General features: G+C 50.0%; 20 protein-coding genes. 13 read left to right on the forward strand and 7 right to left on the reverse strand.

Going from position 1 to position 19,374, the window contains the following annotated elements; all coding sequences use genetic code 11:
- Positions 1 to 194: 194 nt before the first annotated feature.
- Positions 195 to 374, forward strand: a complete 180-nt coding sequence (locus C2M24_RS16120) for a hypothetical protein (RefSeq protein ID WP_105199687.1) — start codon at positions 195 to 197, stop codon at positions 372 to 374.
- A gap of 59 nt (positions 375 to 433) precedes the next feature.
- On the opposite strand, the gene erpA is transcribed toward C2M24_RS16120, so the two are convergent.
- Complete coding sequence (erpA, locus tag C2M24_RS02560; RefSeq protein ID WP_105199686.1) at positions 434 to 772, reverse strand: iron-sulfur cluster insertion protein ErpA; 339 nt, start codon at positions 770 to 772, stop codon at positions 434 to 436.
- A 202-nt stretch (positions 773 to 974) separates the two neighbouring features.
- Here erpA and C2M24_RS02565 point away from each other — a divergent pair, with 202 nt between their 5' ends.
- From C2M24_RS02565 to C2M24_RS02585, 5 genes are all read left to right on the forward strand, one after another.
- On the forward strand, positions 975 to 2,657 hold the full coding sequence (locus tag C2M24_RS02565; protein ID WP_105199685.1) for a chloride channel protein: 1,683 nt from the start codon (positions 975 to 977) through the stop codon (positions 2,655 to 2,657).
- Between the two features lie 12 nt (positions 2,658 to 2,669).
- Positions 2,670 to 3,104 carry a CopD family protein gene (locus tag C2M24_RS02570; RefSeq protein ID WP_105213214.1) on the forward strand — a complete coding sequence of 145 codons (435 nt, stop codon included), beginning with the start codon at positions 2,670 to 2,672 and terminating at the stop codon, positions 3,102 to 3,104.
- 126 nt (positions 3,105 to 3,230) lie between these two features.
- Positions 3,231 to 4,247, forward strand: coding sequence for an aspartate carbamoyltransferase (locus tag C2M24_RS02575; RefSeq protein WP_105199683.1), 1,017 nt, complete (start codon positions 3,231 to 3,233; stop codon positions 4,245 to 4,247).
- Positions 4,248 to 4,271: 24 nt separating this feature from the next.
- Complete coding sequence (gene hemL, locus C2M24_RS02580; RefSeq protein WP_105199682.1) at positions 4,272 to 5,552, forward strand: glutamate-1-semialdehyde 2,1-aminomutase; 1,281 nt, start codon at positions 4,272 to 4,274, stop codon at positions 5,550 to 5,552.
- Positions 5,553 to 5,822: 270 nt separating this feature from the next.
- Positions 5,823 to 6,050 (forward strand): hypothetical protein, encoded by a 228-nt coding sequence (locus C2M24_RS02585; RefSeq protein ID WP_105213215.1) that lies wholly within the window; start codon positions 5,823 to 5,825, stop codon positions 6,048 to 6,050.
- A 111-nt stretch (positions 6,051 to 6,161) separates the two neighbouring features.
- On the opposite strand, the gene mrcB is transcribed toward C2M24_RS02585, so the two are convergent.
- From mrcB to C2M24_RS02605, 4 genes are all read right to left on the reverse strand, one after another.
- Positions 6,162 to 8,456 (reverse strand): penicillin-binding protein 1B, encoded by a 2,295-nt coding sequence (gene mrcB, locus C2M24_RS02590; RefSeq protein WP_105213216.1) that lies wholly within the window; start codon positions 8,454 to 8,456, stop codon positions 6,162 to 6,164.
- A gap of 220 nt (positions 8,457 to 8,676) precedes the next feature.
- Complete coding sequence (locus C2M24_RS02595) at positions 8,677 to 8,838, reverse strand: YqaE/Pmp3 family membrane protein (protein ID WP_105199678.1); 162 nt, start codon at positions 8,836 to 8,838, stop codon at positions 8,677 to 8,679.
- 89 nt (positions 8,839 to 8,927) lie between these two features.
- Positions 8,928 to 10,157 carry an ammonium transporter gene (locus C2M24_RS02600; RefSeq protein ID WP_105199677.1) on the reverse strand — a complete coding sequence of 410 codons (1,230 nt, stop codon included), beginning with the start codon at positions 10,155 to 10,157 and terminating at the stop codon, positions 8,928 to 8,930.
- Between the two features lie 11 nt (positions 10,158 to 10,168).
- Positions 10,169 to 10,507, reverse strand: a complete 339-nt coding sequence (locus tag C2M24_RS02605) for a P-II family nitrogen regulator (RefSeq protein ID WP_105199676.1) — start codon at positions 10,505 to 10,507, stop codon at positions 10,169 to 10,171.
- A 398-nt stretch (positions 10,508 to 10,905) separates the two neighbouring features.
- Here C2M24_RS02605 and C2M24_RS02610 point away from each other — a divergent pair, with 398 nt between their 5' ends.
- From C2M24_RS02610 to serA, 5 genes are all read left to right on the forward strand, one after another.
- Positions 10,906 to 11,790 (forward strand): dTDP-4-dehydrorhamnose reductase family protein, encoded by an 885-nt coding sequence (locus tag C2M24_RS02610; RefSeq protein WP_105213217.1) that lies wholly within the window; start codon positions 10,906 to 10,908, stop codon positions 11,788 to 11,790.
- 60 nt (positions 11,791 to 11,850) lie between these two features.
- Entirely contained in the window at positions 11,851 to 13,389 is a 1,539-nt protein-coding gene (locus tag C2M24_RS02615) for a S10 family peptidase (RefSeq protein WP_105213218.1), read from the forward strand.
- 292 nt (positions 13,390 to 13,681) lie between these two features.
- Positions 13,682 to 14,281: a 5-formyltetrahydrofolate cyclo-ligase gene (locus C2M24_RS02620; protein ID WP_105213219.1), complete on the forward strand. Its 600-nt coding sequence runs from the start codon at positions 13,682 to 13,684 to the stop codon at positions 14,279 to 14,281.
- Positions 14,282 to 14,330: 49 nt separating this feature from the next.
- Positions 14,331 to 14,984, forward strand: coding sequence for a ribose-5-phosphate isomerase RpiA (gene rpiA / locus C2M24_RS02625; protein WP_105213220.1), 654 nt, complete (start codon positions 14,331 to 14,333; stop codon positions 14,982 to 14,984).
- 13 nt (positions 14,985 to 14,997) lie between these two features.
- Positions 14,998 to 16,227 (forward strand): phosphoglycerate dehydrogenase, encoded by a 1,230-nt coding sequence (serA, locus tag C2M24_RS02630; protein ID WP_105199670.1) that lies wholly within the window; start codon positions 14,998 to 15,000, stop codon positions 16,225 to 16,227.
- A gap of 74 nt (positions 16,228 to 16,301) precedes the next feature.
- Here serA and yghU read toward each other — a convergent pair whose 3' ends face one another.
- A complete protein-coding gene (gene yghU / locus C2M24_RS02635) occupies positions 16,302 to 17,141 on the reverse strand; it encodes a glutathione-dependent disulfide-bond oxidoreductase (RefSeq protein ID WP_105213221.1) in 840 nt (279 codons plus the stop codon).
- A 189-nt stretch (positions 17,142 to 17,330) separates the two neighbouring features.
- On the opposite strand from yghU, the gene C2M24_RS02640 reads away from it, so the two are divergent.
- The gene (locus C2M24_RS02640; protein WP_105213222.1) at positions 17,331 to 17,855 is read left to right on the forward strand and encodes a hypothetical protein; all 525 of its coding nucleotides are present in this window, start codon (positions 17,331 to 17,333) and stop codon (positions 17,853 to 17,855) included.
- 82 nt (positions 17,856 to 17,937) lie between these two features.
- A complete protein-coding gene (locus C2M24_RS02645) occupies positions 17,938 to 18,297 on the forward strand; it encodes a hypothetical protein (RefSeq protein ID WP_105213223.1) in 360 nt (119 codons plus the stop codon).
- 142 nt (positions 18,298 to 18,439) lie between these two features.
- Here C2M24_RS02645 and C2M24_RS02650 read toward each other — a convergent pair whose 3' ends face one another.
- A complete protein-coding gene (locus tag C2M24_RS02650; protein ID WP_105213224.1) occupies positions 18,440 to 19,348 on the reverse strand; it encodes a hypothetical protein in 909 nt (302 codons plus the stop codon).
- Positions 19,349 to 19,374 lie beyond the last annotated feature (26 nt).

Consider the following 19,374-nt stretch of genomic DNA (forward strand, 5'->3'; position numbering starts at 1 on the left):
TTAGGTATAGCGTATGTACAAAAGTTTACCTAATTTCGGCGCGAAATAGTTTGCATACCTTATTCAATAAAATACTACTGATAAATTAGATAGATAGCTCTAATTTATCAGGCCTGCGCTAAGTCTTTAATTTTTCTTTAGAGGGTAGGAATTTTGCGCTAAAATTGAGTTAAATCGTCATTTTTGGGGAAAAGATGTTTCGTTTGCTGTTTTTGTTGCCCGTGATTCTCTGCGCCGCTTGGTGGCTGTTTCTCAATGCCAACAATATTCCCCTAAAACAGGGCCGTAAGGGGTTCTTTTATATAATTATATTCTCATTGTTCGTCTTGGGCTTTTTCACCTTGATGGTGTACATAACGAACAGCGATTTATAGACATCAAAAATAAAAAAGCCGCATAAGCGGCTTTTTTCAAATTTATCTTAATTGCGTGGTTAAACGCTAAAGCTGGCACCACAGCCACAGGTGGTCGTGGCGTTCGGGTTGCTAACGAAAAAGCGCGAGCCTTCCAAACCTTCGGTATAATCCACTTCACCATCAACCAGGTATTGCAAGCTCATAGGATCAACAACTAGGGTCACACCATTTTTCACAATTTGCATATCGCCCGGGTTGGCTTCCTCGGCAAAAGTAAAACCATATTGGAAACCAGAACATCCGCCGCCGGTGACATAAACACGCAGCATTAGCGAAGGGTTTTCTTCCTCTTCGATCAACTGCTTAACGCGCGCTGCTGCGGCATCACTGAATTTAATTGGAACTTGCTCGGACATACCGTCTCTCTCACTACCTATTTGTGCAAATTATCTAATACCCGACTAAGTTAATCAAGTATTGGCTGCACCGCCTTGGTTTTTAGCCCCTAAGGCTAAAATACAAAGTCGCAAACCCTGATACTAAACAAGGATTTATTAGATAAGCTTTGATAAACTACTGTTAATAACCCTAGCCCCATCAAAGCCCAGAGGAATTGGTATGCATCTAGAGGCGCTGAGACGTCGCCTTGCCCGGCCAAAAACATCGGCACAACTGTGCTTATTAGGTATTGCCGCCGGCCTTATCGCTGCGGGCCTGATCATCATGTTTCGCCTGACGATTATCATAGCGCAGAACCTGTTCCTCGATGATTTCGACGACTTTACCACCCTCAGTGAACTGCAACGCTTTTTACTCCCGGTAGGCGCCGCCTGCGTTATTGCTTTTTTTGCCTATCTGACCGGCTTTAAGCATTATCGCCTGGGGATCCCTTTCGTTATTCACCGTATGAAGATGCACTATGGGCAAATGCCATTTTACAACACGGTGAACCAATTTTTTGGTGGTGCCCTGGCGCTGATCAGCGGCTTTTCCGTGGGCCGTGAGGGCCCCTCGGTGCATATGGGCGCTACAGGTGCCAGTATTCTCGCCAATCAGTTACACCTGCCTTATAACGCCATGCGTACCTTGAGCGGTTGCGGCGTGGCCGCCGGCATTGCTGCCTCCTTCAATACACCGCTGGCGGCGGTGATCTTCGTAATGGAGGTGGTCATTCGTGAATACAAGGTGCATATCTTCGTGCCCATTATGCTAGCTGCTGTGACCGGTGCCCTGGCCACTCAGTTTGTTTTTGGTGCCGACTCAGAACTGGCATTGATTAGCGTAACCCCCTTGAGTTTTTGGCATTACCCTTACCTGGTGATCTGCGGCATGACCTTGGGTGCCGTGGCCTATGCCTTTAATAAAAATCTGATGCTGATTATCCGTACCTTTAAACCTCTCTCCATGTTGCCACGGTTGTTAATCGCCGGGGTTATCGCCGGTGGCATAGGCTATTTGGTGCCCCAGGCTATGGGCTCAGGCATGAGTGCCATTACCATCGCCATGACCTCCCCGGATAATGTGCAGCTGCTGCTAACCATATTAATCGCCAAACTGCTGGCCACCTTATTCGCTATCGGTTTGGGGATCCCTGGCGGTATTATCGGCCCGGTTATCGGCTTGGGCGTGGTGATGGGCACACTCATGTCCTTCTTTGCCCACCTTGTGGCGCCGGGCACAGATGTGGCCGGTACCTATGGGGTATTGGGCATGGCCGGCTTACTGGCCGCCACCCTACACGCTCCTTTGGCGGCGTTAACGGCTGTGATGGAGCTGACCTCCAGCCCGCAAATTATCGTGCCCGCCATGCTGGTGATAGTGACCGCCTATGTCACCGCCTTGCAGGTCTTTGGCAATCGCTCCATTTTCTTGCAACAGCTGGATTTCCAAGAGCTCACCTATCAGGTTTCTCCCGCCAAAGAAGCACTGCAAAAGGTCGGCATCATGGCGGAAATGAATGAAAACTTTAAGCTGCTGTACTCCGCCGACAAGGAGCAGATCAAGGAATCCCTAGCGCACCTTGATGGGCAAACGCCACTTATCGTCTACGACGAAGATAACGGCTACCGCCTTGCTGAATACGATTTAAACCTGATGTCTGAAGAAAACATCAATATTCTCTATGTTGAACTCGATGGTGTAAGCTCTCAGGCCACCTTGGCCGATGCCTTTGATATTCTTAAAGATAAGCGCAGTGGTGCTGTCTATGTGTATGATATGCACGATGAAAAAGAAATCGTCGGTATTTTACGCTGGGATCAAATTCGCCACATCCTCACCATTCGTAACGCCCTATTGTAAAAAGGAAGTCCCATGACCTTAGTGTTAGTTTACAAAGCCCTGCACCTGTTTTTTATGGTTGCCTGGTTTGCCGGTATTTTCTATCTGCCTCGGCTGTTTGTGTACCATGCTCTGAACGAAGAAAAGTCCTGCAGCGCCATGTTAAAAGTGATGGAGCGCCGTCTGCTGTTTTTCGTCACCCCTTTTGCTATTTTGACCGCCGTTTTTGGGGGGCTACTCATAGCGGAATATGGCCGCGAATGGTTCCGCGCCAGCATGTGGCTGCACTATAAACTGGCGCTGGTCTTGGTGCTCTATGCCTACCACGGCTACTGCTTTAAATTACTGGCCGATTTCAAGCATGATCGCAACACCCGCAGTGATCGTTTTTACCGCATTTTTAATGAATTCCCGGTGCTTATCCTCGCGGCCATTATCTTTTTAGCGGTATTGAAACCAGTACTCTAAAAATACCGAAAAATTTGCTATAGTGCGCAGCCAAACGCGGTGGCGTTTAAATGCCAGGGGCGCACTTGCAAATTCGCCCCTTGGTAGAACACCGAATTATTTACTTTAACGTTTGGGACGACCTCCATGCTACGCTTTCAAGGTGAACACATTCTCTCTGTAAATCAACTCGATAGAGACAGTATCGAGCATATATTTGCAGTCGCAAAACGGATGGAACCTTATGCCAAAAAACAAAAACGCACTAAGGTGCTAGAAGGCGCCATTCTTGCCAACCTGTTTTTTGAACCCAGTACCCGTACTCGCGTGAGCTTCGGCACCGCATTCAATCTGCTTGGCGGTTTAGTGCGCGAAACAACCGGCATGCAAAGCTCGGCACTGGCCAAGGGCGAGTCTTTGTATGATACCGCCCGGGTTATTTCCGCCTATGCGGATGCGGTGGCCATGCGCCACCCGGATGCCGGCTCGGTCGCCGAGTTTGCTACCGGCTGTAGCGTCCCCGTTCTTAACGGTGGTGACGGTCCTAATGAGCACCCAACTCAAGCCCTGCTTGACCTTCTAACCATAGACCGCGAACTCAGCCGTTTTGGCCAAAAGGTCGATGGTATGCACATTGCCCTGGTGGGTGATTTAAAATACGGTCGCACCGTACACTCCTTATCTAAGCTGCTGTGTCACTACAAAGATGTTCGCTTTACCATGGTGGCGCCGGATGGCCTGCAAATGCCGCAGAGCATTCTTGATACCGTGACCAATGCCGGTCACCAAATCGAACTGGTGGATAAAATGGAAGGCAATCTGGCCGCCGATATCGTCTACCAGACCCGTATTCAGGAAGAGCGTTTCCCCAGCCAGGAAGAAGCCAATAAATACCGCGGTGGTTTCCGCATCAGCCAGGCGATTTACAATGCCCACTGTAAGCCAAGCTCGGTATTGATGCACCCATTGCCGCGCGACAGCCGCAGCGATGCCAATGAGCTGGATAACGACCTAAATAGCAACGACAACCTGGCCATCTTCCGTCAGGTACAAAATGGCGTGCTGATCCGCATGGCCTTGTTTGCACTAACCCTGGGCGTTGACAACCTGGTCGAGAAACATGAGACCACTGTGCCCTGGTTCAGCCGTAAACGTGAAGATTAATTTGCCAACCTAATAGGAAGCAACATGAGCAAAAGCCAAGATTTATTTACCCGCGCCCAAGCCTCGATCCCTGGTGGCGTGAACTCTCCAGTCCGTGCTTTCAACGGCGTTGGCGGTACCCCATTGTTTATCACCCATGCAGAAGGTGCCTACACCTTTGATGCCGACGGTAACAAATACATAGACTACGTAGGTTCTTGGGGACCTATGATTTTGGGTCATAACCACCCGGAAATTAAGCAGGCCGTGCACGAAGCGGTTGAGCGCGGCCTAAGCTACGGCGCGCCTACCGAAGCGGAAATCGATATGGCCGAAAAGGTCAAAGAACTGGTACCGTCTATCGACTCGGTACGCATGGTAAACTCGGGCACCGAAGCCACCATGAGCGCCATTCGTCTGGCTCGTGGGTACACGGGTCGCGACAAGATTTTAAAATTTGAAGGCTGTTACCACGGTCATGCCGACTCACTGCTGGTAAAAGCCGGCTCTGGCGCCCTGACTTTAGGTGTGCCTAACTCACCGGGTATTCCTGAAGACTTCGCCAAGCACACGCTGACCGTGTCTTTCAACAACCTAGATGAAGTAAAAGCGATTTTTGCAAAGTACCCAGAAGAGATCGCCTGTATCATCATCGAGCCGGTTGCCGGTAACATGAACTGTATTCCGCCGGTTGAGGGCTTCTTAGAAGGCCTACGTGCAATCTGTGATGAATATAAGAGCGTGTTGATCTTCGATGAGGTAATGACAGGTTTCCGCGTCGCCCTAGGTGGCGCCCAGGCTTATTACAATATCACTCCGGATCTAACCTGTTTAGGTAAGGTGATCGGCGGCGGTATGCCGGTGGGTGCCTTCGGTGGTAAGAAAGAAATCATGGATTACATTGCCCCGGTAGGCCCGGTTTATCAGGCCGGTACCCTGTCTGGCAACCCAATTGCTATGGCCGCAGGTCTAAAAGCCCTTGAACTTCTTAGCGAGCCAGGTTTGCATGAAGAGCTGGAAGCGAAAAGCAAGGCCATCTGTGAAGGTTTCCAAGCCGCTGCAGACAAAGCCGGTATCCCACTTACTACCAACTATGCCGGTGGTATGTATGGCTTCTTCTTCACCGATGCCGACAAGGTAACCAGTTACCAGCAAGCCACCGAGTGCGACTTAGAGCGCTTTAAGCGTTTCTTCCACCTGATGCTTGAAGAAGGCGTATACCTTGCTCCTTCTGCGTTTGAGGCGGGCTTTGTGTGCCAGGCACACGATGACGAAGCCATCGCCCAAACCATAGCGGCGGCCGAGCGCGCCTTCGCTAAATTGTAAGCTGGCAATGAATACTGAAACCGCCGTCTTGGCGGTTTCACACTACTGCAAAGACTTTTGCTTTACCGCTTACCCCAGTACCCAGTCATTGGTTTGTAGCTCAAAAAACCTTACAGTCGCTTACAGATTAACAGCCCACCCGAGATTACCCATTACCACCCTGTGAGTGCAGCCATCCCATAATGACAGCGCCCGCACCTTGATGCGCACGGCGCCTACTGGGCATATCGCACCTTGTTCACCTTGGCTTATGCCCACCAACAAAGCGCTGTGTCAGGCATTGGCAATGAAATAAGGGCACAAGAAATTGCCCTCTATAATGAGCTGACTCAATTAATGCCAAACCGAGCGACCATGATGGCAAACTCGACGGCGCAGACAATTTCTTTTCTCAACCGCTATACCCTGGGCAACTGCGATTTGATGCTACAGTTTGCCCATCAAAGAAGGAATCAATTGATGAATGAGTTAGCGACCATAGCTCCTGCCACCGAGTAGCCGCACCGAGTCAGTACCTTAGCTAAGCCGAAGGTAAGCCTAAGGTAAGCAACGCATAACACCCATAAAAAAACCGCCGATGGGCGGTTTTTTTACATTCAGTGCGCGCCCTTAAGGACGCACACAGCTAGGTCTGGGGTTAAATTCGCTGGCCCGTATCGGCAGTTGAATCACCTTGCCACACCCTGGCGGTGCCTGCATACCGGTTTGCTCGTTAATAAAGGCCCAACGAATCCCCTCTGGACGTTCATCGGCAATGGACTGCGGATTTAGCTGGCGCAGATAACGAATATACATCTCCAAGGCGCCCACCGCACCGGTCAGGCCGGTACTTTGGTTATCATCGCGTCCCAACCAGGCCACGGTCACGGTATTTTGGTCAAAACCGCCATACCAACTATCACGCAGATTGTTACTGGTGCCGGTTTTACCCGCCAACTGTATGGTGGGGAAATGCTTATTCAAACGTTTACCCGTGCCGTCCTTGGTCACCCGCTTCATACCATATTTGGTCATATACATGGCATCCTTAGGGAAGCGCTGTTGCCACTGCGGCTTGTGCTGATACAGCAGCTTGCCGCCGTTGTCGGTCAAGGCCGAAATACTGGTTAAACGGGTATAGGCACCGTCGTTTGCCAAGGTGGTATAAAGTTGTGCCACCTCATAGCTGGACAGCTCCAAGGCCCCCAGCAGCAAGGAAGGAAACTGGTTGATATGACTTTCCACACCCAAACCTTCTAAGGTGTTGGCCACCTTGTCGACACCAATATCCAGGCCCAGATTCACCGCCGGAATATTAATACTGTTGCTAAAGGCCTTATACAGCGGCAAGGCACCTCGGAATTGGTGGTCGAAGTTATCCGGACGCCAAACTTTACCGCGCTCGTCGGTGATTTCCAGCGGCTCATCATGCAGCAAGGTACCGAGATTATAACGCGGCACCTGCAAGGCGCTCAGATACACGGCCGGCTTCACCAAGGAGCCAATATTACGCTTAGTATCCAGCACCCGGTTAAAGCCGGAATAACGCATATCACGACCGGCAACCAGAGCCGAGACCCCACCTACCTGACGATTCACCGAAAGCATGGCTGCTTCAAGTTGCTCGGTTTTCGGGCGCTTCTCTAAATAAGGCAAGGACTGAGCGATGGCATCTTCCATGGCTTCCTGCTTTTGCAGGTCCAGGTAAGTAAAGACCCGCACTCCGGCATCCAGGGTTTCCTTGTCGGTGAGCAACTCCTTCAACTGGCGATTAACCAGCTCTAAATAACCCGGATAGGTTTTGTCTATATCCCGGCGCATAGGCGCAACATCCAGCGGACGATTAAGGGCATTACGATATTCTGTGGTGCTGATAAGGCCATCTTCCGCCATCAGCCTGAGTACCAGATCGCGACGCTCCATGGTGCGCTCTTCATAGCGGCGAGGGTTGTAATAAGATGGCCCTTTAACCAAGGCCACCAGCAGGGCTATTTGGTCAAACTCCAGCTCGTCGATGGGCTTGGAGAAATAAAACTCCGCCGCCAGACCCATACCATGTACACCCTTGGTGTATGACTGTCCTAAATAAACCTCGTTTAAGTAGGCTTCAAGGATTTCGTCCTTGGTATAACGATAATCAAGAATAAGGGCTATCAAGGCCTCGTTGATTTTGCGCACCAGTGAGCGTTCACGAGTAAGGTAGAAATTTTTTGCCAGCTGTTGGGTCAGGGTGCTGCCACCTTGCACCGTGCGGCCGGCGCGAATATTGGCGTAAAGAGCACGCATAATGGACCATAAGGACACCCCATGGTGCTTATAGAAGTTGCGGTCTTCAACTACCAGTAAGGTGTCTTTTAGCAAGTCTGGGAATTTATCGAGCGGCACAAATTCGCGGTCCTGAGTTTCGTCATTACCGATACGGGCTATTTGCACCGGCTCCAAACGAGCACTCTCAAGACGTTGACCTATATTGTTTTTGACGCTGGCAACCTTGTTGCCGCTAAAGCGCAGCTCAATAATACGGGCCTCTTCATTGGCGTCGGCAAACTCGAAGGCACGACGATAAATACGCAAGCGGGTTTTGCTTTGCTCATATTGGCCGGTGTGATTGAGCTTGGTTACCTGGGTATAGTTAAGGCGCTTAAGCTCCCATTCCACCTCGTCCATGGACAGGTATTGCCCCGGGTAAAAGGTCATGGCGCGGGCATATACCTGAGCCGGCAACTGCCATTTATTGCCCTCGAACTGTCGCGTTACCTTGGCATCAAGGTAGATCATATACAGGGCCACGCTGATAACAGTGACCAGGGCGATTTTCCAGGCTAAGGAAAATAACCGCTTACCCAGGCGCCTCATTTTTGACGGAGGTGCGGCCTTAGGTTTTCTCTTCGGTTGTTTCTTTGTCGGTGTCTTTTTTGTCGCCATAGGATTGAAAATGCGTGGCTTGAATGAAAAATTGGTGGAAGCTTAACATACTCATGAACAAAATTAATTGCCCAAGAGTATGCCAAGACAGGGTGCAGGTTAAGGCTAACCAGGGCTAGCTTAACTGGTACTGACTTTTGTTAGCTTATCAAAATCAGAATATATCTGACTCAGAGGCAGGCAGAGCTGTGCGCTTGGCTGTCTGCTCAGTTAGAAGGGCTTAGCGGGTTGATACCCATAGGGCATGAATAACCGCAGGCAAAAAGAATAGAAAGCACAGAATAATATTGATAATTAAGTGCTTACCGGCACCGGCCTTTAGAAATACGGCAACGGGCGGCAAAAAGATTGAAAGTATGATCAGTAGTAATTTATTGTCCATGATTGGAACCTTTTAAAGGGACTGAAAATGGAATTATAGTCATAAAAAACGGCGAGATAAACTCGCCGCTGCAAGTAATAACTAGCTGATTAACTTGAACGTACCGATACAAACTCGGGATAGGCATCGATACCGCAATCATGTTGATCCATACCACTGAGCTCTTCTTCCTCACTCACGCGGATCCCCACCGTACTTTTTAAAATTCCCCATACCAGAGAGGATGCGACAAAGACAAAGCCAAAGATACATAAGATACCGATAAACTGAGTCGTGTAACTGGCCTCACTATTAGACAGAGGCACCAGCATCAGGCCAAGCGCTCCGCACACGCCGTGCACCGAAATAGCCCCCACGGGATCGTCGATATGCATCTTATCCAAAACCACAATGCTGAAGACCACCACCATGCCACCTATGGCACCAAGCAAGAGCGCCAACAAGGGCGATGGCGAGGCCGGATCCGCGGTGATCACCACCAAACCCGCCAGTGCACCATTGAGCACCATGGTCAAATCTGCCTTGCCCCAGTAGGTTTTACATACCAGTAGGGAAGCAATGGCACCGGCCGCAGCAGCAGCATTGGTGTTAAGCATGATTTTGCCCACCGCGGTAGCATTTTCCGCATCACTGATAAGCAGTTGCGAGCCACCGTTAAAACCAAACCAGCCCATCCATAGGATAAAGGTACCCAAGGTCGCAAGCGGCAGGTTAGAACCGGGAATCGGATAGATTTCACCATGCTTGCCATATTTGCCACGACGCGCCCCCAGCAGCAAGACCCCAGCCAAGGCTGCAGCGGCACCGGCGCCATGCACTATGCCCGAACCGGCAAAGTCGACAAAACCCATGGCCGACAGAAAACCGCCGCCCCAGGTCCAGTAGCCCTCAATGGGATATAGCAGGCCGGTCATGACCACACAAAAGATCAAAAAAGCCCAGAGTTTCATGCGCTCGGCTACGGCACCGGAGACAATGGACATGGCCGTAGCCACAAAAACCACTTGGAAGAAGAAATCAGACTCCAGCGCATGATCGGCGTCACTGGCCTGAGTGCCAATCAAGGAGCCAAAGCTGGGCACAAAACCGCCCTCGCTGTTACCCACATACATGATGTTGTAACCAACCAGCAAAAACATGGTACAGGCAATGGCATAAAGGGCGACGTTCTTGGTCAGGATCTCTGTGGTGTTCTTCGAACGCACCAAGCCGGCTTCCAGCATGGCAAAGCCCGCCGCCATCCACATAACCAGCACGCCGGAGATCAAAAAGTAAAAGGTGTTCAATGAGAATTGTAATTCAACTATGGTGTTTTCCATGACTGCGCCCCCTAAATCGCTTCTTCATCAAGCTCACCCGTTCGGATGCGCACGATTTGCTCAAGATCGAAAACAAATATCTTGCCGTCGCCTATTTTGCCGCTGTTGGCAACCCGGGTGATCAGCTCTACTACTCGCTCCACATTGTCGCTACGCGTGGCAATCTCGATTTTAATTTTGGGAATAAAGTCCACCCTGTACTCGGCACCTCGGTAGAGTTCGGTATGCCCGCGCTGGCGGCCAAAGCCCTTAACATCCACTACCGTCATTCCCTCTATTCCCAGCTCTGCTAACGCTTCTCGCACTTCATCGAGCTTAAATGGCTTGATGATGGCACTGATCATTTTCATATGGCCCCCTCGTAGGCAATTCGGTTTATTATTCTTCCATCAGATAAAATCAATCTTTGTGCCAAAATATTTTCTCTTTAATTAACAGTAAGATAACTTTTGATGCGCACAAAAAACGCACCAACTTGGTGCGTTAAAAGGGGGTTTTTGCCAAAGCTGTGCAAGGCACAAGGCCACAGCCCGTTTACTATGAAGCAATGAGAATAAGCATGGCTGCTTTTCCAGCCTCAAACGCCGGCAGCAACACACAATAGGCTTGAGCGCCGCCAACCGCGAGTCAGCTTAACTAGTTAACTTTCAACGTAAACATACGCATTTTTAGACCATAATGGACACTTTGACTTTACCCTTCACCACAGTTAGGCTGCCGCTTTCCCCTGCCGTTAGAGAGCAAAGTTATGGCTAAAATCATCGTCTCCGGTGCCACCGGGCTGCTGGGCCGTGCCCTTTTTACGCACCTAACCCCCACTCATCAGGTAACAGGCTTGGGTTTTTCCCGCGCACAGGCACCCATTGTCAAAGTAGATCTGTTTGATAAAGAGGCCATCAGCACCCTGTTCGCAACGCATCAACCGGACTTTTTTATTCACAGCGCCGCCGAGCGCAATCCGGACAAGTTCGATAATGACCCCGAGCAGAGCATCCAATTTAACTGCGCGGTCACCGAGCATATTGCCAAGTGCTGTGAGCAGTTCACTTGTAAGCTGATTTTTATTAGCACCGATTATGTCTTCGATGGCCGCAACCCGCCCTATGCTGAGGACGCCGAGGTAAACCCGTTAAATCTTTACGGCCAATCCAAGGCGCGCAGCGAAGCCGTATTGCAAGCGCACTACCCGAGCGCGGCCATTGTTCGCATTCCCGTGCTCTACGGTGAAGTTGGTTATCTCGGTGAGTCGGCGGTAACCGTCATTGCCGAGCAACTGCAAAACGGCGTCACCCACTTCGATAATGAATGTCAGCGCTTTCCCACCGACACCGCAGATATCGCCAATGCCTTGGCTGGCGCCATAACCACCTTGGGCTCTGAGCTAGAAGGGATCTATCACCTCAGTGCCCAGGAGCGCTTAACCAAGCTGGATATGGCCAAAGCCATGGCGCCGCTTTTGGACCTGGACGCAAACACCTTGAGCCCAGCCCCCGTAGCAGCCGCTAACAATGCCGCCACGCGCCCCTTGAATTGCGCCCTTAAAGACACGCGACTTGCCTTACATGGAATTGAAATAAACAACGATTTTGCTAAGCGCATCACCGAGGTGCTAACGCCCCACTTATCGCAATAACTTGTAGTTTCCAATGCAAGCTCCTTTAATGGAGCGAAAAGAAAAACCAAAAGGTAAATCATGTTTGCAACCCATCTAAAAGCCGTGGCCCTGTCTTTGGCCGTGGTGATCGCCCCATCGGCGCTGGCCGAGGTAGACCAACATAATGCCGCGGCCCATGGTCGCCAAATCGATATCGACAGCAAGGTCATTACCGAGCATAAGGCCCGCATTAACGGCGAGCGCATTTCTTATAGTGCCGAAACCGGCACTCAGCCGGTATGGAATGACAACGGCGATGCAGTCGCCACCTTGCACTATACCTACTACAAGCGCGGCGGTGTGGATGACGATACCAAGCGCCCGCTGTTGATTTCATTTAACGGCGGCCCGGGCTCTGCCTCGGTCTGGATGCACCTAGCCTACACCGGCCCCAAGGTGCTAAAAATCGACGATGAAGGTTACCCGGTACAGCCTTATGGCGTAAAAGAGAATCCTTACTCGGTACTGGATGTGGCGGATATCCTTTATGTGAATCCGGTGAATACAGGTTATTCACGTGTGCTGGCCGGTGCCGATGGCAAACTGCCTAGTCGCGATCAGCAAAAAGACATGTTTTTTGGCGTTAATGCCGATATTAAATACCTGGCCGAATGGTTAAATACCTTTGTCAGTCGCCACAATCGCTGGCGCTCACCTAAGTTTTTAATCGGTGAAAGCTATGGCACCACCCGCGTTGCCGGTCTGGCGCTGGCGCTGCAAAACAGTCAGTGGATGTACCTTAACGGCGTAGTCCTGGTTTCACCTACCGAGATTGGTATTAAGCGTGAAGGCCCGGTAGAAGCGGCCAACCGCCTGCCCTACTTTGCCGCTACCGCCTGGTATCACAAGGCGTTGGACGCCGAGCTGCAAGCCCTTGACCTGGATGAGCTATTGCCTCAGGTTGAAGACTTTACCGTCAACGAATTGATCCCCGCCATAGCTAAAGGCGGCTTTATCGGCGCCGAAGAAAAGCAGCGTATTGTCGCGCAAATGGCGCGCTATGCTGGTGTATCGCCGACTTACGTGGAAAACAACAACCTGGATATTCCCACCTCGTCGTTCTGGAAAGAGTTGCTGCGCAGCCAGGGTAAAACAGTGGGCCGTCTGGACTCACGCTACCTGGGCATAGACAAGCGCAACGCCGGCGACCGCCCGGACTACTGGGCCGAGCTAACCTCTTGGTTGCATTCCTTTACCCCGGCCATCAACTACTATCTGCGTGAAGAGCTAAATTATAAAACCGACGTTAAATACAATATGTTTGGCTCGGTTCACCCTTGGGATCGCAGCAACAACAACACGGGTGAAAACCTGCGTTTGGCCATGGCGCAAAACCCTTATCTGAATGTGCTGGTTCAAGCCGGTTACTTCGACGGTGCCACCAACTATTTCGATGCCAAATACACCATGTGGCAACTGGATCCAAGCGGCAAGATGAAAGAGCGCCTGAGCTTTAAAGGCTACCGCAGCGGCCATATGATGTATCTGCGTCGCGCCGACTTAGAAAGCTCCAACAACGACCTGCGCGACTTTATTATCAATGCCCTACCGGCAGAAGGGGAAGCGGCCAAGTACTAAAAATTTGGAGCTGCTAAACCGCAACTGCGCCGCGCTTTTTAGTGCGGCGTTTTTTATGCCTTATGGGCGCCTACCGCTAGGTTTTTTCTTTTTAAATAAAAGGATTTATACTCAAGCCTAAGTGTGATCGAGTCGCCAACAGCACTGCCAATGATGGCCATGGGATAGATGAGTGAACAATATCGCCATTCGTTATTAATAATTATCCTGGTACTGATCACTGTGTTTCTAGCCATACCAGGTGTGAGCTATTCCTTATCTCAAACTGTTTAAATTTTAATATAAGAGCCCTATGCAATTTGACGAGCAACGTGTTGACATTCGAAAGCGAATGCGAAACTTACGCAAAAAGCTTACTCCAGAAGAACAAAAAAGTGCCGCGAACGCGCTGAAAATTAATATTTCTCAAGTCATAAAAGACCCTAAAAGCGCTCGAGTAGGCACCTATTTAAGCAATGATGGCGAACCCAATCTAGCCCCCGTATTTCAATGGCTATGGCAAAATAAAGCGACTCCATTTCTACCCATTCTCCACCCCTTTACCGGGGTGCATTTGCTCTTTCAGAGATATGAAGAAAATTCACCCATGAGCACTAACCGCTATGGTATCTTGGAGCCCGAGTTGAATTGCAGTCATGTAAGCCCCGTTGCGGCGTTGGATTTTATCCTAACCCCCTTGGTGGCTTTTGATAGCCAGGGTAATCGCTTAGGCATGGGTGGCGGATATTACGACCGCACCTTTGCCCAGATACCACCGGATGCGCCCCATCGCCCCAAATTAATCGGCGTGGCGCACCAATGTCAGCACCTAGATACGCTGCCGGTGGCCAGTTGGGATGTGCCATTAGATTACATTGTCACCCCAGAGCGAATTTATTGCCCTCACGGGTAGTGGTACAATAGTCCACAACCTTAGCTATTAACTCATTTGCGAGCACAACATGACTCAAGACGAAATGAAAAAGGCGGCCGCCTGGGCCGCACTCGATTATGTAAAGAAAGACACCATTGTTGGTGTGGGCACCGGTTCAACGGTTAATCACTTTATTGATGCCCTGGCAACAATGAAAGACGATATCCGCGGTGCGGTATCTAGTTCGCAAGCTTCGACCGAACGCCTAAAGGCTCTGGGTATCGAAGTATTTGAATTAAATGATGTTGATAGCCTGGACATTTATGTTGATGGTGCCGATGAAATCAATGGCGCTAACGAAATGATCAAGGGCGGTGGCGCCGCGTTAACCCGCGAAAAAATCGTGGCCGCCGTGGCTAAACAGTTTATTTGTATCGTCGATAGCAGCAAATTGGTCGACACCCTGGGCGATTTTCCACTGCCCGTTGAAGTGATCCCCATGGCCCGCAGCTATGTGGCCCGCGAAATTGTAAAACTTGGCGGTGACCCTGTTTATCGACAAGGCGTAGTGACAGATAACGGCAATGTAATTTTAGATGTGCACAACCTGCAGATCACAGATGCCAAGTCACTGGAACAAACTTTAAATCAGGTTGTTGGTGTGGTTACCAACGGCCTATTCGCTCACCGCGGCGCCGACACAGTGATCATCGGCACGCCGGAGGGCCCAACTACACGTTAGAGGAATGAGGAACATGAGTAAGGTATCGTTAGCAAAAGATAAAATTAAGATTCTCTTGCTGGAAGGTGTACACCAAAGCGCAATTGAAACACTCAAGCGCAACGGCTACAGCAATATCGACTATGTCAAAACATCGTTACCTGAAAATGAGCTCATCGAGCGTATCAGCGATGCCCACATTGTGGGTATTCGCTCACGCACGCAAATCACCGAAGCGGTACTGGACGCGGCACAAAAGCTGATTGCCGTGGGCTGCTTCTGCATCGGCACCAACCAGGTGGATTTAAGCGCTGCCAAACAACGCGGTATCGCTGTATTTAACGCGCCTTTTTCCAACACCCGCTCGGTCGCCGAACTGGTATTGGGTGAAATCCTGCTGTTATTACGCGGCATTCCTTTACGCAACGCCATGGCCCACCGCGGTCAGTGGTTAAAAACCGCCGAAGGCTCATTCGAAGCCCGTGGTAAAACCTTAGGTATTATAGGTTATGGCCATATCGGTACCCAGCTTGGCATCATGGCCGAAAACATAGGTATGACGGTGCAGTACTATGATATCGAAGACAAGCTATCTTTGGGTAATGCCCAGCAGATCCAAAACCTGACCCAGCTATTGCAAAGCTCGGATGTGGTGAGCCTGCACGTACCGGAAACACCGCAAACAAAAAACCTCATCGGCACCGCCGAGCTGGCAGTGATGAAAAAAGGCAGCATACTGATTAACGCCTCGCGCGGCACCGTAGTGGATATCGATGCCCTGGCCGAAGCTCTGGAAGATAAAAGCCTCTCTGGCGCCGCCATCGATGTATTCCCGGTGGAGCCAAAATCAAATGACGAAGAGTTTATCTCGCCGCTACGCCAATTCGATAATGTGATTTTGACTCCGCATGTGGGTGGCTCAACTCAGGAAGCGCAGGAAAGCATTGGTGTTGAGGTAGCTGGCAAGCTGGCCAAGTACTCGGATAACGGTTCAAGCATGACGGCTGTCAACTTCCCTGAGGTAGCCCTGCCGGAGCTGGCTAACCGCAGCCGTCTGCTCCATATTCACCAAAACCGCCCGGGTGTGCTAACGCAGATTAACCAAGCCTTTGCCCAGCACGGTATCAACATCGCCGCTCAGTACCTGCAAACGGACGAAAGCATAGGCTATGTAGTTATCGATGTAGACAGCGACCACTCGGAGGTGGCGCTAAAAGAACTGAGTGCCGTAGACGGCACCATTCGCGCCCGTATCTTGCACTAAGCTATCAACAGCAGTGCTCATATATGAAAAAGCACAGCCTAGGCTGTGCTTTTTTGTGCCTGTAGATTTATTAATTAGTCCAAGTCGGCGGCGCTGTGGCGCTCGCGCAATTGCTCATCTTCGTCGCCCCAAGTGCGATTAACGCGTCGACCGCGCTGTACCGCAGGGCGTTGTTCAATTTTCTTCGCCCAGGCAAGTAAATGACGATATTCATGCACGGATAAAAACTCGGCAGCATCGTACGCCTTGCCCAGCACCAGAGCACCATACCAGGGCCAGATAGCCATGTCGGCAATGGAGTATTCATCCCCGGCCATGTATTCGTTTTGTGCCAAGTGCTTATCTAGCACATCCAACTGGCGCTTGGTTTCCATGGCGAAACGGTTAATGGGGTACTCCATGGGCTCCGGCGCATAAGCATAGAAGTGACCAAAACCACCTCCCACGTAGGGGGCACTGCCCATTTGCCAAAACAACCAGTTCATACACTCGGTTTTAGCCTGCGCATCCTTGGGAATAAAGGAAGAAAACTTCTCTGCCAAATACAGCAAAATAGAGCCCGATTCAAAGACCCGGGTCGCCGGTGAGGTGCTGGTGTCTAACAAGGCGGGGATTTTTGAATTTGGGTTGATGGCGACAAAATCAGAGCCAAACTGCGAGCCTTCACTAATTTCAATCAGAAATGCATCATACTCGGCATCGCTGATCCCCTTGGCCAGCAGCTCTTCAAACATAATAGTTACTTTTTGGCCGTTGGGAGTGGCCAATGAATAAAGCTGAAACGGGTGTTGCCCGCGCGGCAAATGCTGTTCAAAGGTTGCGCCGGATGTTGGTTTATTCAGACTGGCCCATTTGCCGCCATTTTCACTATCAAACTGCCAAACCTTGGGCGGAGTATAGGGGGTTGTGCTCATGAATGCTCCTTTGCATTATTTTGCGCCATTGAGCTACTAGACCTATGGTCGAAGCAAAATATTACAAGGGGTAATAAATTCTGAGATTGAGTAAGTCACGGCCACCGCATAGCATTGAGAGAGCTTGTATGTTAAAAGTGAGTTAAACAAGGAAAGACCCATTTGGTCGAGAGTAATTTGTTAGTAACTATGAAATGGACAGAGCCAAAAGAGATTGCCGCCGCGCGCGCAAAATTACAAAACCAAGCGGAGTACCACCCACTATTGATCACCATATCGGCCATTGGGTACGCTCTAATTCCATTGATTCTAATACCTCTCTCAGCTTTATTAACAAACAAAGCGGTGATGTGGGACTTCACACTGCTGGCCATGCTGTTCTGTATGGTCGCAGGCCCAGCAGCTGAGCTAATCTCTAAATGGAATCGAATAGAAATACTTACCATTTCTTTGAGTGAAACGTCCGTCATCATTACTGGCACAAAATATTCTCGTACAGAGGATTATAAAGATTTAATGGGATGGTCACTGACAGATATACCGAATGCTGCAGTTCCCGATGGAAAGTTAATCATATTTGGCGACCCTCAGGGTTTTAACTTATCCATAGGTGTTCCCAAAAACATTTCACTCCATGATATTCGAAAATATCTCTCCGAAAAATTAACAGAGCTTGAAGCCCGTGAGCTTCCAAAACAGAAATATCTAGGTTGACGCCAACAAAACAGCTACGAAAGAAAATACAAGCACTGGCTAACTGTCATTACAGCCAAGTAATAACCCTAATGAGGTAAAAGTGGATCTATTCGATATATTTCAGCAGTATCGTCTTGAGCAAACGAAAACCGAAGCAGCCAAGCGAACTAGGCAGGTTGACCGCAAAGCTACAGATAATCAATACGATATCGTTGAGCTGCAAAGCAAAGTCGACCACCTTTCTCTGGTTTGCATGGCCATGAGTGAGCTCCTTGAAGAGGTTGGCTTTAACCGAGAACTGCTCCTTTCGAAAATGAAAGAAATTGATCTACGGGATGGTACATTGGATGGTAAATTTGCCCCTGCAAATGTATGCGGTAGTTGCGCACGGGTTGTCTCGGCTAGACACTATACTTGCCTTTATTGCGGCACTAAAATTGATAAAACAAGTGCGTTTTAGGGTGGGATACAAGGCAAGGTGTACAGAAAGCTGCGCCCCTAACTAAAGCTTAGGCGCTGTACCCCATATACATAAAAACGGGCTGAGAATGCACAAAAAAGCCGGATTAATATCCGGCTTTTCCTAAACAAACCCTAAAAGGTTATTTACCCGAGGCCTTTAAATTAAAATACTTGGCCAACTCTTCTGGGTGACCCATCAAGGTCATCATCTGCTCATTGACCTGGGCCACGGTTGTGCCCTCGGGTAAAGACACGGAAACCTTAAACTGCTCTGTGCCTTCGATAAAACCCAATGCCGCATCACGCAAAGTTTGCGGCGCTGGCGACATGCTTAGATGCTGCTGCGCCTGTTGCTGAAACTGCTCGTAGGTCAGGCCCTGCTCGGCAATCACCCTTTGTATCAGGTCCTTAAGTTTGCCGTTATTGTCCAGCTTAAAGCTAAAGCTTTTCGGCACCAACTCGGTCATGGTCGTCATCAACTGGCTTTGTAGCGCCAGTTGCTGTTGCAAATTACCCTGCCCGTTTTGTTCTAGCTCTTCAAATTGCTGGCGCAGAGCCATCAGCGACTGAGAGTTGGTCATGGCAAAGCTGAACTCAACATCGGCGAGCTTGCCGGCATTGATCACGGTCTTAGTGTCGGCATCACCGTTATCGGCGCTGTAATTAAATTCGCTAACCACATTGATACGCTCGCCGTCGAGCTCCTGCATCTCCACCACCACAGGGCCCATAAAGGTCATGTTATTTATGGCCATGCGAGTATTATCGCTCGCCTGCATCGGATTGAAACCCGCTAACTCTATGCTGTCGATATCAGCAAATTGCACACCATCAGGCCCTTTAACCACGACCCTATTAAGCTCCAGGCTTTGGTTGAAGAGGTTGCTACTTATTTCCTTATAGCGCACATCCAGGCCGGTTTGGGCCTGTAGCTGCAATAAGTAGTCGTCGACGTCTTTGCGGGCTTCTTTACTGACATAATAATTAGCGTAGCTATAACCGCCAAATGCCATGGCCCCGAGGGCGGCAACAATAAGTAGTCTCTTCATACTAAGTTCCTTTGGAGCTGTCCACG

This window comes from Pseudoalteromonas sp. T1lg22 (genome assembly GCF_002964645.1).
In the GTDB taxonomy this organism is placed as follows: domain Bacteria; phylum Pseudomonadota; class Gammaproteobacteria; order Enterobacterales; family Alteromonadaceae; genus Pseudoalteromonas.